Here is a 15,458-nt window from a genome sequence, read left to right as displayed (position 1 = left end):
CGTTCTAGGTCTGGGCGTCGATCTTCGTGAGTGTGAAGAAAAACCGTCTTTCGTCGTCGCGCACGCACATCATGCCAGCCAACGTGTCATCGGCTACTCGTCTGAAGTGGTCGACGATCGGCTGTGCGTCGTAGATCATTGCAGCGCTTGCGATCTGCCCGGATGTCCGAACCTCCAGGGCGGCTGTCGTGCCCTTTGCGCGGAACGCCTTGTGAAGATGTGAAAACAGGTTCCGGGCAAGGGATGTCCGTCCCAACGGCGCGAGCCTGATCGCCAACCCGATAGGGGCGAAGCGCGGATCGATGGCCACGAGCCGCCCCGGAAGCCACTGAAAGAGCAGGGGATCTGCCCGCCGGTCAGGATGGAAGCGCTTGCCGAACCATTGCAAATTCTCGAGAACGCCGTCCAGTGGATGTCCTGACGGAATGCCGGCACCTCTCCAAAGTCCGATCATCTCTATGGGATCGACAGGTTCGAGCGACTGGAACCAAGCCGCCATGTCTTTCTGGAGGTCCGTCTGCACGAGTTCACCTTTTCTCATGATCACGCAGGAACGACATAGCGCTTGGCTGCGGAGATTCCGAGGGCAATTCTCCGTTTCTATCCGGAACATTCGAGGTCCGTGCTGGTTGGACCTAATATGAGGCACACCAATCGCAAGACGGTGTCCGGCATAATGGCGTTCATTGTCGCTTTCTCGCCCTGGCGCGGCGATAACAACCGGCGTTCATGTCCGAAAAGCCGTCGCGGGATACCCGGCCCGACACGCGATTGATCCGATGCAAGGAGGCCGCTTATGAGCAAACTCGACAAGCAACATCGCGAACATTTGCAGACACCTCCCGATGCTCCGGAAAACAAGGTTGGGCGCGGGCCGCCTGTCAAGGAGTCGAGCGAGCAGGACGCCATAAGGCCAGGCATCAATGATCCCCGGCTGATGCCGATTGGCAAGCCAGGCATTCGCGTTCGTGAGGCGAAGCGATGACCTCCGTGTAGCGCGCAGCAGTTTGGCCTCTCGGGAACGGGGAGTGACACCAATGTGGACTTTGCGGCCAATATCCCTGACCAGACTTTCGATGCATCGCCTTTCCGGTAAGTCTCTCTTGTTTGGACTTGTCTTCGGGTTGCTCGTTGCCGGATCGCAGGCTGCCATGAGCCAGGCCGACAGCAAGGAGCGGCAACCGGAGTGTCAGGCGGATAGCCAGTCGTCAGCCGACAAAGATCGGCGGGCGGAGAATGGGAGGTCGGAAAGCGACATATCTCGGTGCAAAGGCGTACTGACGCCTCCACCGACCGGCGATCGCGGGTTGGTTAAACCGGCCCCATCCACCGGCAACATGCCGGTCATCCGACCGGGCGACACCCCTCAACAAGTACCTGAACCCAAACAGCAGTAGAGGAACGTATCTGCAATTTGGATTCCCATAAGATGTCCTCGCCACTTTCGATGATCAGCGCCGGACCGTCCTGCGCTCGCTCGACAAGCTAACGGAGCAATTTCAGGGAGCCCGTCAGTGACCTCACCCATTTTGCCGGTCCTGCAAGACCCAGTCCATCGATCCCTTCTTCGCTGAGATCCCGGTCCGGGAAACCGCGCTGATAGTCGGCATAGTCGTGTAGCGAACGCGCAAAACCGGGAAACGGCACGATGGCGTGTTCCTCCTGCTGGCTCAGCGCCTTCAGCATGATCTGGCGGATCGTCTGCCCGTCGGCCTGCAGAATCGGCACGGGGCGGTTGGAAATGATATCGGTGGCCCTGCCGGCGCGGTCGCTGAGCCTCTCGGCGCCGAGGAGCGGCATCTTGGCGCCCATGCCTATGCCAATGGCGCTGACGGTATTTGCGATGAGGGCAGGTGGGAGTTTGGGATCGACGACTATGGCGATACGAATATCGGAGAGCATGGGAAGGACCTGAGATTGCGATGCGCACAGCCTAAGTGATCCCCACAGAAGAATCTTACCTCATATTGCCGTCCGGCGATGATATTTGGTAGACTCCACCCACTTAACGCAATTTTCGGTTAGATATTACCAATGACGACATTTGAGCCGGTTGAACTGAAGATCCTCTCCAGCCTGCAGGCTGAGGGACGGCTGACAAACCAGGAACTATCCGAGCGCATCGGCATGTCGACGTCTCCTTGCTGGCGAAAGGTCCGGCAACTCGAAGATACAGGTGTGATTCAAGGCTACAGGGCCGATCTCAACCGACGCAAACTCGGGCTCGGAGTCCTCACTTTCATCCGGGTGAAGATTGACGGTCACAACGAGGCAGAAGCGGATGCCTTTGCCGCCGAAGTTGCGCGGCTGCAAGAGGTCGTTGCCTGTTACAGCATTGCGGGAGACTCGGATTTTCTATTGCAGGTCGTCTCGCCCGATCTCGATTCCTATGCCGATTTCGCCATGTCTGTCCTGCGCCGCCTGCCGCGCATCAAGGAAATGCAGACCACCTTCGTTCTTAAAGAAATCAAGCCGTTCGAAGGTTTTCCTCTAGGTCTTTAAGAGGTTGATCTGAACCCCGACCGTCGTTGGAATAGCCGTCCAGCAGATGCTGGACGGCCGATCGTGCTGAAAAACAAGCCGTCATGGCTTCAATATAGGCTGGATCAAAATAACTACATTTCAACGAACTCAGTCTGACTGGCCGCGCTTGCGCCAAACTTTTCGCAGCGCACAATAAATATGACAATTTATTTTCTCCAGGCATCCTTCAGTTGGCCGCCAATGCGTGTGCCGAAGCAATCAGGTTCAGATGTTGGAAGCCGAAATTTTTGGTTTCCACACGATTGACCGGATCGGAAATCCTGCGTTAGCTTAATTAAATCAATTTGATTGACTCTTAACGTTCGTTCGTCGTCCAGAGTCCACCGTCATCTAGCAGATCACTCCAAATCATCTGATGCGTGCGCTCGGCTCGCAGACCTAACAGGACATTTTCAATGGATTATCTCGTCAACTTGTCGACCCTTCCGCAGGACACAAAATCACCTGATGCTATGGCGAAGGCAGGCGTCACCATCCGCCGTGCACTGCCGCCTGAACTCAAGCTGATTGTCCGCTGGATCGACGAGCATTTCGGCGAAGCCTGGGCAAGTGAGGCGACGGTTGCGATAACGCACCGGCCGCCGACCTGCTTCATCGCCACACGCGAAGGCAAGCTCGTCGGCTTTTCCTGCCACGAGGCGACCGCGCCCGACTTCTTCGGGCCGACCGGCGTGGACGAGAGCCTTCGCGGGCTTGGTATCGGCCGGGCGCTGCTCTTTGCCAGCCTCAATGACCTGAAGGCCATGGGCTACGGCTATGCGATCATCGGCGATGTCGGCCCATCCGCCTTCTACGAAAAAGCCGTTGGTGCCATTCCCATCCCCGATTCCGCTCCCGGCATCTATGCCGGCATGCTCAAGACTTGATTTCCACACTTCGAACAGAAAGAAACGACCATGTCCACACCGCGACATCAGGCTCTGCGGCTCGAAACCCTTTGGAATCCACCGGCCGATGGCAAGGATTTTTCCTATGTCCTGAACCTCAAGAACCTGGCCGCCGAGCCGCTTTCCGGCTTCTCGCTCTGTATCAGCGGGCCGGGGCGGGTCGATCCTGCCGGACGCGTCGAAGGGGCTACGGTTTCCAGGAGACTGTCGAACTTCACCGAATTCCAGCCGCCGGAGGGCTTCGTTCTCGGCACAGGCGAAACCTGGACGATTTCGGTCCACGCGCTGAGCTGGCAGTTCCGCCATTGGACGGATGGCGCCACGAACGCCTATCTCGCCTTTGCGGATGGCAGCACCGTTTCGCTGGCGCTCGAACCCGCACGCTCGGCCGCCAGCAATGCGCCATTGAAGCGCGGCGCCGAGATCTTTCCCGTGCCGGCCAGCGTGCCGGTGCAGGTGTCGATCATCCCCTGGCCGAACCATGTGGCAGTCGCCTCAAAGCAGCCCTTGCCGGCAGGCTTCACGCTCCAGGCTGAGAATCCGGATGCAAAAGCCGCTGCTGATAGCTTCAAAGCGCTGGTCGATCATCTTTTCGCTGTCGAAGGCATCATCCGCTCGGCCGCTGAGGGTGCCGCGGCCGTAACGCTCAAGAAGGCCGTTGGTTTCGGCTCCGAGGCCTATCGATTGAGCTTTAAAGGGGAGGCGATCACTGTTGAGGCGAGCAGCCGTACCGGCTTCCTCTATGGCCTGATCACACTCGGCCAGATCTGGCGCGGCGCGCGCCTGCATCCGCGAACCTTCCAGTTCCCGGCCTCCGGCGAGATCGTCGATGAGCCGTCGATGGGCTGGCGCGGTCTGCATCTCGATGTCGCTCGCCAGTTCTATGGCGAGGCGGAAATCAGGAAGCTGATGGCGGTGCTCGCCTGGAACAAGCTCAATCGGTTCCATTGGCATCTCTCCGACGACGAGGCCTGGCGCGTCGAGATCGATGCCTATCCGGCATTGACCGAAATCGGCGCGTGGCGGGGCCACGGCCTTGCCGTGCCGCCGCTGCTCGGCTCCAGTCCGGCGCGCACCGGCGGTTACTACACCAAACCCGTTATCCGCGAGATCGTCGCTTATGCCAAGGAGCTTGGCATCGAGATCGTGCCGGAGATTGATATACCCGGCCACTGCTACGCCATGCTGCAGGCAATACCGGATCTGCGCGATCCGGAAGAAGCAGGCAGCTACTACTCGGTTCAGGGTTTCCCGGATAATTGCATCAATCCGGCACGCGAAAAGACCTATCAGGTCATCGAGACCATCTTCTCGGAACTCATCGAGCTTTTCCCCTTCAAGACCATCCATATCGGCGCCGACGAAGTGCCGCTCGGCGCATGGTCCGGCTCGCCGGAAGCACTCGCGCGGCTGCGTGCGGTCGCCGGCGACGATATCGCCGATGCGCATGCCGAGCGCTTGAATGTCATTACCAATACGCATGGCGCTGACGACATCCATGGTTCGGGCACGGCGATCCTGCAGGCGGAATTCCTGAAGCGCATCCAGAGCTTCCTGGCTTCCAAGGGCTGCATTACGGGCGGCTGGGAGGAGGCGGCGCATGGCGACGTTATCGACAAGGCGAAAAGCTACCTCTGCTCGTGGCGCAATGTCGAAGTCTCCGCCGAGCTTGCCGACCGCGGCTATGAGATCGTCGTCTGCCCGGGGCAGGTCTATTATCTTGATATGGCGCTACGGCCGGACTGGGATGAGCCGGGTGCGAGCTGGGCCGGCACGTCGGACGCGGAGAAACTCTATGCGTTCGATCCGGTCGGTGGATGGACCGAAACGCAGAAACAGAAGCTTCGCGGCATCCAGGCCTGCATCTGGTCCGAACCGATGACCGATCGCGCCGTCTTCGACCGTCTCGTCTTTCCACGCCTGTCAGCACTTGCCGAAACGGGCTGGACGAAGCCATCGTCAAAATCCTGGGAACGCTTCAAGGCGCTCGCCGGGCTGATGCCGCTGCTCTACGGGCTGCAGCAGTCGTAAGCTCGGATTAGGATCAAGGATCATTTGCCCATCACCGGAGATGGTGATGGCAAAATACTGACATCGCTCTCAAGCGGCGAGCTCGAGCGTTGCAGACACACCGAAGTGCGCTGCGCTGGCAGTCAGTCCTGCTGATCCGGCGGCGGAGCGGCGCATCCAGGTTTGGCGATGCGAATGGGACGGGTTCCAACAGGAGCGCCGGTCGTGCGATCGATGGTGACGGGATCGATTTCGGTTCCGGTTTCGGCGTCGAAGAAACGGGTGACTTCGCCGCCGCCGCGGTGTTTGCGGCCCCAGGCGCCGATCGCAAACAGAACTGGCAAAAAGTCGCGGCCAGCCTCTGTCAGCAGATATTCGTCGCGCGGCGGGCGCTCGGAATAGCGACGTTTTTCCAGCAATCCTTCCTCGGTCAGTGATGACAGCCGTCCCGTCAGCATCGTCGGAGCAATGCCGAGGCTTTTTCGAAAATCATCGAATCGGGTCAGCCCGGCATGGGCGTCGCGCATGATCAGCATGCTCCACGCATCGCCCACGAGCGCCAGGCTGCGGGCGATAAGGCAGGGCTGATCCGAAAGATTCTTCATGTCGATATCGTTTTAGTAGTGACTGACTATCAAATTAATAGTAACAGAATGCGCATAGATGTTCCACGATAAAACGAAGGCAGAGATGAGCAAGAAAGAACGCGGTATTGCCCTGGTCACCGGAGCTTCCTCCGGCATCGGGCTGGTGACGGCGAAGGCACTGCGGCGCGACGGTTACCGTGTGTTCGGCACCAGCCGAAAGTCGATGCCCGATACCGCCGACGGGGTCACGATGCTGATCTGCGATGTCATCGACGATCAATCCGTCCACGGCGTTATTGACGAGGTTCTGAGCCGCGCAGGACGGATCGATCTTCTCGTCAATAATGCGGGGATCGGCCTGCTTGGCGGCGCCGAGGAATCGACGACGGCGCAGGCGAAAGCCGTATTCGACGTCAACGTTTTCGGCACCATCAGGATGACGAATGCGGTGCTGCCGGTGATGCGGCGGCAACGCGGTGGACGGATCGTCAACCTGAGCTCGATCCTCGGGCTGATCCCGGCGCCCTTCAATGCGCTCTACGCAGCGACCAAGCACGCGATCGAAGGCTACTCGGAATCCCTCGACCACGAAGTGCGCACGCAAGGCATCCGCGTCGTGCTCGTCGAACCTGGTGTCACCCGCACCTCCTTCGAGGAGAACATTACGCGGCCGGACCGGCCGCTCGCTATCTATGATGCGGTACGCGCTGACGCCGAAAAGCTGATGCGCGAAATCGTCTCCAACGGCGATGCACCCGAAGTGGTGGCCGCAACCGTCGTCCGGGCCGCCAATGCGCCGTCGCCAAAGAGACGCTACACGGCTGGAAAAGCCGCAGGACAGGTGCGCTTTATCCGCCGCTTTCTGCCCGAGTCCTTAGTCGACAAAAGCCTGCGGAAATTCAACAAGCTTCCCGGTTGAGCTTGCCTATCGTATTCCCGGCGCAGGACTAAAACGAAAGTTCGTCCCGTGAAAGCATTCCTGATCTATTGGAAGAAGGGCGGTGCCCTCAAGGCTGACGGCCCCGTGCCGCCCAGAGCGAGCAAACGGTTCTCGAGCGAAGGGGCTTCACTGCCGTTGTCGGTAGGCAGAGGGTGTGACGCCTGTGCCCAACTTAAATGCTCGTGTCATGTGGCTCTGGCTGCTAAAGCCGCAGGCTGAAGCGATCTGCGCTATCGGGTCCATGCCGCACAGCATCGATTTGGCGCGCTCGACACGCCGGTGGGCCACCCAGCCATGCGGGGACACACCATAACTTGCCCGGAACATCCGCTGAAAATGAAAGGCGCTGAGCTGCCCGATCGCCGCCAGATCCTGCAAGCGGATTGCCTCATCGAGATGGGCCTCGATATACTCCAGACTCCGGCGCCGCACATGAGGAGCGAGCCCGCCGCTGATCGTGCAGGGACGCATCCCGCCATAGCGGGGATCAACGAAGAAATCGTTGATCGTCTGTGTCATCGCTTCTTCAGCCTGCAGATGACTGCCCGCCACCATCGCTTTCGTCATCTGAAGAAGCGTACGCGCCAAGGCGGGTGCATCTGCGAAGGTCACTTCGGGAAGAGCCATAAGCCGAGCATCGCGGTCAAACATCTCCGCAAACATCCTGCGCATCTGATCGTCGGGAACGTACAGATGGACGAATTGGGAGAAGTCGGTGATTTCCCATTCGGAGGAATGCTCCTGTGGCATGATGCACAGGACTCCCGGACGGCCACGCGCTGCGGGGCTGCCATCCAGACGACGCGTTCCGGCACCGCCCCTGAGATAGAGACTGAACGTATGACCGTTCGGCCGCTGATAGCTCATCCTGTCGTGTGCATTGCTCCAGATGGCGGCTGATCGCCCGAACCCCAAATCGGTAGACTGTGACATCCGCGCAGTGGGAGATGCGGACAAAAACCCGAAAACGGACGGGTGACTATATTTCACTAATTCTTCCCCAAACCTGACCACGCCGTGCGAACGATACCGTTGGGCGACCCGCATGGCGAGCAGGAAGTCCGGGCAAATCGATTTCATAGCAAGAATCTGCAAGAGGCCTGCTCACGACTCGCCTATTGGTCGGGAAAACGAGGATCATTCCATGGCAAATGCCGCTCTCTTCATCGCGACCGTCCTTATATGGGGGACGACATGGATCGCCATTGCGATGCAGGTCGGTCCCGTGCCGGTCTTGGTCTCGGTCTTTTACAGATTTGCGGCCGCAGCAGTGATCCTCGTCGCCATCCTGGCTGTCATGCGGCGGCTCAAGCTCCCTGCCTTACGCGATCAACCTTTCATCCTTGCCCAAGCGCTCTGCCTATTCAGCCTCAATTTCATCTGTTTCTACAACGCAGCCGCCTCTATCCCGTCCGGGCTCATCTCCGTGATCTTCTCGCTCGCAACGATCTACAATGCCGTCAATGCGCGCCTCTTCTTCGGCGACCGCATTACAGGCCGCACGCTTCTCGCAGCCGCGCTCGGAGCAACCGGCCTTCTCCTCCTTTTCGGACAGGACGTTGTCGTCGATTTCGATATGGGTACGTTGAAAGGGATCGGGCTTGCGGCGCTTGGCACGCTGTTCTTCTCGCTGGGCAATATGGCATCGCGTCGAAACAGCGCTGCCGGAATCTCACCGCTTACCGCCAATGCCTGGGGCATGACCTATGGCGCGATCATCCTCCTCTTCCTCACTGCCGTGACGAAAACGCCGATCGTGGCGCCGCCCAACATCACCTATCTTGCCGCACTGCTCTACCTTGCGGCAATCGGATCGGTGATCGGCTTCACCACCTACCTCATGCTGGTGTCCCGCATCGGCTCCTCACGCGCTGCCTATGCCACCGTCCTGTTCCCGATCGTCGCTCTGTCGTTGTCGACGGTCTTCGAGGGCTACCGCTGGAGCGGTCTAGGCCTGATCGGCCTAGCACTGACGCTTCTCGGGAACGTCGTCATCTTTGCGCGACCTCTAGCCCGTCGCCCGCTGCAGGCAGATGAGAGGCTGCCGGCAGGCGAATGAGGGCCGGCGTCGACAATCTCCCTAGCCAAGCGGCTTTTGCAGAACGTCGAAGCGTGGATTGGTCTCGGAAAATATCGGCAGGGCCGCGGCACCGAGGATCGCTGTATCCTTGCCGGTCATGCCGATCATGACGCGGAGTACCGTCCGCTTCTGGTTGGGGTCGATCGGAATGTGCAGCGGTTCCAGCCGCTCGGCGAGCCGCTGCATCAGCGATGTCGATATGCTGCCCCCAAGCACGATGGTCTGCGGATCGAAGGCCAGTTCCAGAAAATCGACGGTCTGCCGCAGCGGCTGGACCGCTTGATCCAGCCAGGCATCCAGGCCTTCGCCGCCTTTGGCGATCAGCGCGTCGAGTTGATCCGGCAAAAGCTCTTCCGCATTCGCAATGCCCATGAATTCATAGGCGACAGTCGGCGACACGTAGCGATCGAGGCACCCGCGCTTGCCGCAGCTGCAGAGCCGACCATGCGGCTCGACGATGATGTGGCCGATCTCGCCGGCATTGTGCCGGCTGCCCTTGTAGAGATGCCCGTCGAGGAACATGCCGGCGCCGATCCCGCCGCCGCCCGCAAGGAAGAGATAGACGAAGCTGCTGAAGCCGCGGGCAACACCGTGCAGGCGCTCGCCGATGGCCGCAGCCGTTGCGTCATTCTCGACAAGCACCGGCACCTTCACGCGCCGTTCGAGCTCAAAGCCGACGGGGAAATTCTGCCAGCCGGGTAGGCTCTGCGGGCTGAGTGACGTGATACCTCCGTCTGCATAACGGCCGGGCAGGGCCATGCCGACACCGAGCAGCCTGTCGCGATCGAAGGAAAATGCCTGCTGCAGATCCTCGACAATAGCACCGAGCACCGGCATCGCCTGTTCGGGATGCGGATGTTCGACATGGCGTTCGATGCGCGCGCAGACGGCGCCCGAGAGATCGGTCAGCACGCCACTGGCGCGCTGGCGGCCAAGTTCGAGCCCAATGGAATAGGCCCCATGCGGATTGATGGAATAGGGAATGATCGGCTGGCCGCGGGCAAGCTTCTGCGCTTTCGCAGGCACGAGCAGGTGCGAGCGCTGCAATTCCTCGACGATGTTCGAGACCGTCTGCGCCGTCAGCGCCGTCATGCGGGCGATCGCGGCGCGCGACAGCGGACCGTTGGTGCGGATCGCCTCAATCACGACACGCCTGTTGTGTGACTTGGCCTGCTCGAGATTGGTGCCTGAAATCGCTTTCATGATGTCTTTACAGAGTTTGAGCCTCACCATTGCCACAAGACGATCACGCAGGAAAGGGGAGAAGTGTTCAGTCTTTTCAATGTGATCGCGGCGACTGTTGATGCCGATTGTTCTGGTCGCTCTTCACATATCACTTTAACGGCTGTGTCGCTGCCATCGATGCGATTGACGACGCCGAACAAGCACGGAATTCCTCTCAATGATTAGAGTTCTGTCATGAAAATCCTCAGTCAGGAATCGACGATGGCAGGATGAAGTTCTATGGGAGACAAGAAGCCTAACCAATTGGGACGAATCATGAATTTGCGCGTCAGCCGGACCGCGGGAAACGCAGCGCTCTTCGGTGTACTTCTGATGCTGCTTGGCGATTTCCTGTTTTCGCTGAATGACGCCATGGGCAAATGGCTGGTGGCGAGCTTTGCGGTCGGCCAGGTCCTGGTGATCCGCTCGTTCGGTTCCTTTCTCATCCTTGCTCCGATGATCGCCAGGCAAGGACCTCGCTCGCTGTTGCAGGTCGAGCGTGTGTCGCTGCAAATCCTGCGGGTTATCCTGACGACGGGTGACGTCGCCTTCTTCTACGCCGCAGTTGCCTATCTCCCGCTTGCCGATGTGATGACCTTTTACATGGCCGGCCCCATCTATGTCGCCGCTCTTTCGCATTTCTTCCTGGGCGAGACGATCGGCTGGCGTCGCTGGCTCGCCGTCATCATCGGCTTCATCGGTGTCGTGATTGCACTGAGGCCTTCGACGGCCATGTTGTCCTGGCCATCGATCTTCGGCGTGATCGGCAGCCTTTCCTTCGCGCTGACGCTGATCCTTGGTCGCCGCCTGCGGCAGACGAGCGATGTCACACTCGTCACATGGCAGACGGTCGGTGCGCTGGTCACAGGTCTGATCCTGAGCATTGGCGACTGGCGTGCCGCGTCGGCACGCGAGTTCGCCGCCATGCTGGCGCTCGGCATCGTCGCGGGTAGCGCGCATATGATGATCACGCGCGCGCTGAAGCTCGCCCCGGCATCCCTGCTTGCGCCGCTCCAATATAGCCTCCTGCTCTGGGCAATCGTCCTTGGCTACATTTTCTTTGGCGAACTGCCCGACAAGCAGATTCTCGTCGGCTCTGTCATCATCGTTCTCGCGGGCCTCTTCATCTTCCATCGCAAGAACATGGTGGACGTCACGTCCAAATCTGACGTGCCGCCCGACGGGCATTAAAGGTCACGTGGTCTTGTGGCGATTTCAGTACCCCGGGGAGCCTTTCACTCGGCGCTTTCACAAATTGAACCCAGCCTGGCATCCATGACAGTGAGCCGCATCAGATGACGTTGCGACCGCACCGTCCCCTCCGGGCATTCAACAGGCGAAGGGGTGATCTGCTCGTCGAATCTCGATTTATTCGATTGCGGCGGATCTTCACCCTGCGCTGTCCTTGTCTTGAGTGTCAGCAGTCGCTTCATGAAGCGCCGGCTGGATTGCCATGCGAATTCAAGTATGAAACGTGGATCCCTTTGAAAAATCGCCCAAGCAGTCACGAGTGACAGATGCAGGCTCTTGGCTTCTCTGTACTGCTGGAATGCATATTTTTGAGTGAGTGCGACAGCGCTCCTGGCTGCGTATCTCGGAAGCTGCGGATTTGCGGCCAGCGAGCGCTTGATAACTTCCAAGGCACCCTGGCCCATTCGTACGTGATTGGATGACATATTGCCCGGATACTCTCTGTATCCCACCAGGCGTTCGGGGACGACTTCGATGCAATAACGTGCGGCTAGCCTGAGTTCGAAATCGAGATCTTCGCAGCCTCCGATACCCGCTGCTGCGTAGGAGCTATCAAACCCACCGATCTCGAGTGCAACGTCCCGTCGGACAAGAAGCGCGCTTCCGTTGCCTATATATTTGAAAGTCAGATGTCGGGCATAGATATATCCCCGAGCGACATTGGACCCGCCGGGGCGAATGATCTCGTCGTCATGATTGATGACATAATGCAGCACGTAGACCGCAGCCCATCGCGGGGACAAGCGATTGAGAGCGTTTACCTGCTTCTCGATTTTCATCGGGTGCCAGAGATCGTCCGCGTCAAGGAATGCCACAAATTGACCTGACGATGTCTCGATTCCGGTATTCCTTGCGGCAGCTACACCGCGGTTTGGTGTGGACAGGAGGCGGATCCGTGAATCCGTCATCGCTATTTGCTCGACCAGTTTGGCCGTGTCATCGGTGGACCCGTCATTGACGACGATGATCTCCAGGGCCGGATAGGTCTGGCGCGCAGCGGATCGAAGCGTGCGCTCGATATACGTCGAAGCATTGAAGGCCGGAATGACCACGGAAACCAGCGGCAGGGTGGAATGAAAAGCGTCTCCTCGATCCATCGCTTCTTCCTTATGCCAAAGCCGGGACGAGACAGATTTGATGCTTCATCAGGCTGGCGACGGACGGTCGGTGGCTGACGATAATCAGCGTTCGGCCCTGATATTCCTTAAGCAGGAGGGAAAGCACCCTCGCTTCCGTCGCCTCGTCGAGCGCATTTGTCGCTTCGTCCAGGAGCAGTATCTCAGGCCGGCCGGCGAGCGCCCGCGCCAGGCCAATGCGCTGCCGCTGGCCGCCCGAAAGCCTTATTGCCTCATCGCCCAGCCATTCGTCGAAGCCGTAGGGTAATTTCTCTATAAACTCAGTTGCGCAGGCCATATCGGCGGCCCAACGGACATCTTCCTCGGAGATCTCGCGACGGAAGCGGATATTGTCGAGGACCGTGCCCTCCATCAGTTCGACATCCTGGCCCGAGACTGAAAGTTGCCGCAACCAGCTTGATCGTTCGATGGTCGAAAGATCCTTGCCGTCGAGGGTGATGCGACCCTCCGTCGGCTGGATGAGGTCGAGAAGCATATTGAGGATGGTTGTCTTGCCGGAGCCGCTCAGCCCTGTCAGCGCGGTCGTCTCGCCGGTCCTGATAGAGAAGCTGACATGGCTGACAGCGGGAAGGCTGCTGCCTTCATAAGAGAAGGAAACATCATGGAAAACAATCTCGCCTTGTAGATGTCGCAGCTCTTCCCGGTCGGAGGCTTGTCGCGCATCATCCGCTTCGGAAATTATCGCGAGAACGTTCTGCAAGGAGGCCTCCAGGGCATGGAGGCCAAGGATCTGAGAGTCGAAGTCCTTGATATGCGGCTGAAGCCTGTAGAGAAGGACAGTGGCCGACAAGGCTGCGCGGAAATCCACCGGGAGAAACTGCGAAGACAGGATGATCGTCAGAATCACGCCGAATGTCAGCGCCTCGCTCAATAGCGACGTTGCCGCGCCCAAACGGTCGGAACGGGACCAGGCTTGCCCGACATCTTTGGAAAGGGCATCGAAAATGCTCTCATGGCGGTTTTCCAGGCCGAAGCTTTTCACCGCCTTTAAGGCCTGAAGCGTGGTCCATGTTAATTGCGTCAGGTCCTCCACCGCCGAAAGGGCGGTCTCGCCGATACGCCGGTAGGCATCGGCAAAAAGACCGAGCGTCAGGTTATGGATAACGCCGAAGACAAGTCCGAGCAACGCGATCGGCCATGCCATCACCAGCATTCCGGCGCCGAAGATGACAATGGTCCCGAGACTGATCCCGAGACGAACGAGGCTCGTATGAGCCGAAGCTACGGCATAGGATTCAGTGGCGATCACATTCATGATGTCGCTGCGCTCGTAATGCTGAAAGCGCTGGAACGGGATCGCCAGGATTTTTGAATAGAGACGACGCCGAATGCGATCGCTGATCTGATGGCTGACAGTGCTCGCAATGATGGAGTTGGCAAAGCCCAGCACGATCCTGAGGACGATCGCGCAGATGAGGATGGTGACCAGCATCGGCTTCGAGATCGCGGTATCGAACTCACCGAAAAATGCGGGAAGCCAGCCGACAGCTGCGCCGGAAGCAGAACCCTGCTGGCCGAGGAGAAAAATGAGGCTGACAAGAAAGGTGATCCCGACCATTTCCATCAGACCGCTCAGGATGCCGACGACGATCATCACCGAGGTCTTCATCCGAAGCCCTGGAACGAGTTGCAGAAGCTCTCGGAAACGGGCCGCGATGACCAGGTTGAAGGCGCCTGTTGGCTTGCCGGAAACGGATTTTCGGATCGTCGTCATGCATCACCAGCGTGCGGCTTGATGGGCTGACCGGCCCGACCGGCGGCAGCCGCTTCAACGCGATCATGGAATGACGTACCGCTTTCAGGAAATGCGATCCTCATCGCTCCGTCTAGCATCGGCGGGGCAAATGGTGTTGGATGCTTTGGCAGTCGATTTGCCAGTCGCCGCGCTCGACTCTTGGTTGCGCGCCAGACGAGGCGAGCGCCATGGACGGCGAATTTCACAGGGAACCGTCTGGCGATCATCGGTGCCAGTTTCCTGATCTGATCTTGGTCTCCACTGGAAATCGCCTTGTCGAAATACCATCGTGCCGTGTCGAATTCCGCAACGGCGACGGAGGCGGCAAGATGCGGGTGACGTTTCTTGACCTCTGCCATCACCAGGGTATGAGATCTCAGCATGCGGTGGGCGTTGCTCGACATGTTTCCCTGAGTGAATCGGTATCCGGTCAGAAAACCAGGAACCGCGGCGAAAGGCAGCCTTTCGGCGAGTGCGAGATAAAGTTTCAGGTCTTCGCATCCCTCGGCCTTTTGATCACGCAACGCCGGATCATAGCCGCCGCATGCCAGGACATCCGCGCGAGGCATGAGCGGCGTGCTGCCGTTGCCGATAAAGTTTTCCCGAGCCATGATTTCGAAGACGTCGCCTCTGTACAGCACGGGCCGCGAGTGGCTGAAAATCACATCATCAGCGTCGATTGCCGCATACCAGTTGTAAGCGACCCCTCGTCCTTCCGGTAAGTTTCCTAAAGCCCGGACCTGCAATTCGATCTTGCGGGGGTGCCAGAGATCATCGGCATCGATCGGCGCGATGTAGCTTCCGGTCGCTTCGCGGATTCCGTGATTGCGGGCACGCGCCACGCCGCCATTTTCCTGTCGCAGGACTTTGACACGCAGATCTTTGCGGCGATATTCGCTTGCCAGTTCGTAGGTTCTGTCCTGTGAACCATCGTCCACCACGAGGATCTCGAGGCATTCATAGGTCTGGTTCGATACGCTCAGAAGCGTCCCAATAAGTGTTTTCTCGGCATTGTAGGCCGGAATGACGACCGTGACCAAAGGGAGGAAATCGGCGCTCATCGC

At 59.0% G+C, this 15,458-nt stretch carries 15 protein-coding genes; 7 read left to right on the top strand and 8 right to left on the bottom strand.

All coding sequences use genetic code 11. The features are described from left to right. Positions 1-4: 4 nt before the first annotated feature. The gene (locus FHT82_RS00415) at positions 5-499 is read right to left on the bottom strand and encodes a GXWXG domain-containing protein (RefSeq protein WP_246698016.1); all 495 of its coding nucleotides are present in this window, start codon (positions 497-499) and stop codon (positions 5-7) included. A 297-nt stretch (positions 500-796) separates the two neighbouring features. Here FHT82_RS00415 and FHT82_RS00410 point away from each other — a divergent pair, with 297 nt between their 5' ends. Further along, positions 797-985, top strand: coding sequence for a hypothetical protein (locus FHT82_RS00410; protein ID WP_183727339.1), 189 nt, complete (start codon positions 797-799; stop codon positions 983-985). A gap of 500 nt (positions 986-1,485) precedes the next feature. Here the strand turns inward: FHT82_RS00410 and FHT82_RS00405 are convergent, their stop codons facing one another. Next, positions 1,486-1,902 carry a DUF2000 domain-containing protein gene (locus tag FHT82_RS00405; protein ID WP_183725246.1) on the bottom strand — a complete coding sequence of 139 codons (417 nt, stop codon included), beginning with the start codon at positions 1,900-1,902 and terminating at the stop codon, positions 1,486-1,488. A gap of 132 nt (positions 1,903-2,034) precedes the next feature. Between FHT82_RS00405 and FHT82_RS00400 the strand changes: the two genes are divergently transcribed. From FHT82_RS00400 to FHT82_RS00390, 3 genes are all read left to right on the top strand, one after another. Next, positions 2,035-2,502 (top strand): Lrp/AsnC family transcriptional regulator, encoded by a 468-nt coding sequence (locus FHT82_RS00400; RefSeq protein ID WP_183725245.1) that lies wholly within the window; start codon positions 2,035-2,037, stop codon positions 2,500-2,502. A 437-nt stretch (positions 2,503-2,939) separates the two neighbouring features. Next, entirely contained in the window at positions 2,940-3,410 is a 471-nt protein-coding gene (locus tag FHT82_RS00395; protein ID WP_183725243.1) for a GNAT family N-acetyltransferase, read from the top strand. Between the two features lie 30 nt (positions 3,411-3,440). Continuing rightward, complete coding sequence (locus FHT82_RS00390; protein ID WP_183725241.1) at positions 3,441-5,462, top strand: beta-N-acetylhexosaminidase; 2,022 nt, start codon at positions 3,441-3,443, stop codon at positions 5,460-5,462. Positions 5,463-5,584: 122 nt separating this feature from the next. Here the strand turns inward: FHT82_RS00390 and FHT82_RS00385 are convergent, their stop codons facing one another. Then, positions 5,585-6,046, bottom strand: coding sequence for a helix-turn-helix domain-containing protein (locus FHT82_RS00385; protein WP_183725239.1), 462 nt, complete (start codon positions 6,044-6,046; stop codon positions 5,585-5,587). Positions 6,047-6,131: 85 nt separating this feature from the next. On the opposite strand from FHT82_RS00385, the gene FHT82_RS00380 reads away from it, so the two are divergent. Beyond that, positions 6,132-6,947 (top strand): oxidoreductase, encoded by an 816-nt coding sequence (locus tag FHT82_RS00380; protein WP_183725237.1) that lies wholly within the window; start codon positions 6,132-6,134, stop codon positions 6,945-6,947. A gap of 147 nt (positions 6,948-7,094) precedes the next feature. Here the strand turns inward: FHT82_RS00380 and FHT82_RS00375 are convergent, their stop codons facing one another. Then, positions 7,095-7,835 (bottom strand): AraC family transcriptional regulator, encoded by a 741-nt coding sequence (locus FHT82_RS00375; RefSeq protein WP_183727187.1) that lies wholly within the window; start codon positions 7,833-7,835, stop codon positions 7,095-7,097. A 277-nt stretch (positions 7,836-8,112) separates the two neighbouring features. Between FHT82_RS00375 and FHT82_RS00370 the strand changes: the two genes are divergently transcribed. Then, positions 8,113-9,027 carry a DMT family transporter gene (locus tag FHT82_RS00370; RefSeq protein ID WP_183725235.1) on the top strand — a complete coding sequence of 305 codons (915 nt, stop codon included), beginning with the start codon at positions 8,113-8,115 and terminating at the stop codon, positions 9,025-9,027. Positions 9,028-9,048: 21 nt separating this feature from the next. Here the strand turns inward: FHT82_RS00370 and FHT82_RS00365 are convergent, their stop codons facing one another. Then, a complete protein-coding gene (locus tag FHT82_RS00365) occupies positions 9,049-10,251 on the bottom strand; it encodes an ROK family transcriptional regulator (protein WP_183725234.1) in 1,203 nt (400 codons plus the stop codon). A gap of 297 nt (positions 10,252-10,548) precedes the next feature. On the opposite strand from FHT82_RS00365, the gene FHT82_RS00360 reads away from it, so the two are divergent. Further along, entirely contained in the window at positions 10,549-11,463 is a 915-nt protein-coding gene (locus tag FHT82_RS00360) for a DMT family transporter (protein ID WP_183725232.1), read from the top strand. A gap of 44 nt (positions 11,464-11,507) precedes the next feature. On the opposite strand, the gene FHT82_RS00355 is transcribed toward FHT82_RS00360, so the two are convergent. From FHT82_RS00355 to FHT82_RS00345, 3 genes are read right to left on the bottom strand one after another with little or no spacing between them, the layout of a single operon-like run. After that, positions 11,508-12,620 carry a glycosyltransferase family 2 protein gene (locus FHT82_RS00355; protein ID WP_183725230.1) on the bottom strand — a complete coding sequence of 371 codons (1,113 nt, stop codon included), beginning with the start codon at positions 12,618-12,620 and terminating at the stop codon, positions 11,508-11,510. A 10-nt stretch (positions 12,621-12,630) separates the two neighbouring features. Next, complete coding sequence (locus FHT82_RS00350; RefSeq protein WP_183725228.1) at positions 12,631-14,373, bottom strand: ABC transporter ATP-binding protein; 1,743 nt, start codon at positions 14,371-14,373, stop codon at positions 12,631-12,633. Beyond that, positions 14,370-15,455 carry a glycosyltransferase family 2 protein gene (locus FHT82_RS00345; RefSeq protein WP_183725226.1) on the bottom strand — a complete coding sequence of 362 codons (1,086 nt, stop codon included), beginning with the start codon at positions 15,453-15,455 and terminating at the stop codon, positions 14,370-14,372. Before FHT82_RS00345 ends, FHT82_RS00350 begins: the two co-directional genes overlap by 4 nt. Positions 15,456-15,458 lie beyond the last annotated feature (3 nt).

Origin of the sequence: Rhizobium sp. BK275 (assembly GCF_014193555.1) — a bacterium.
Taxonomy (GTDB): domain Bacteria; phylum Pseudomonadota; class Alphaproteobacteria; order Rhizobiales; family Rhizobiaceae; genus Rhizobium.
This window is presented reverse-complemented; position numbering and strand designations above follow the sequence as displayed.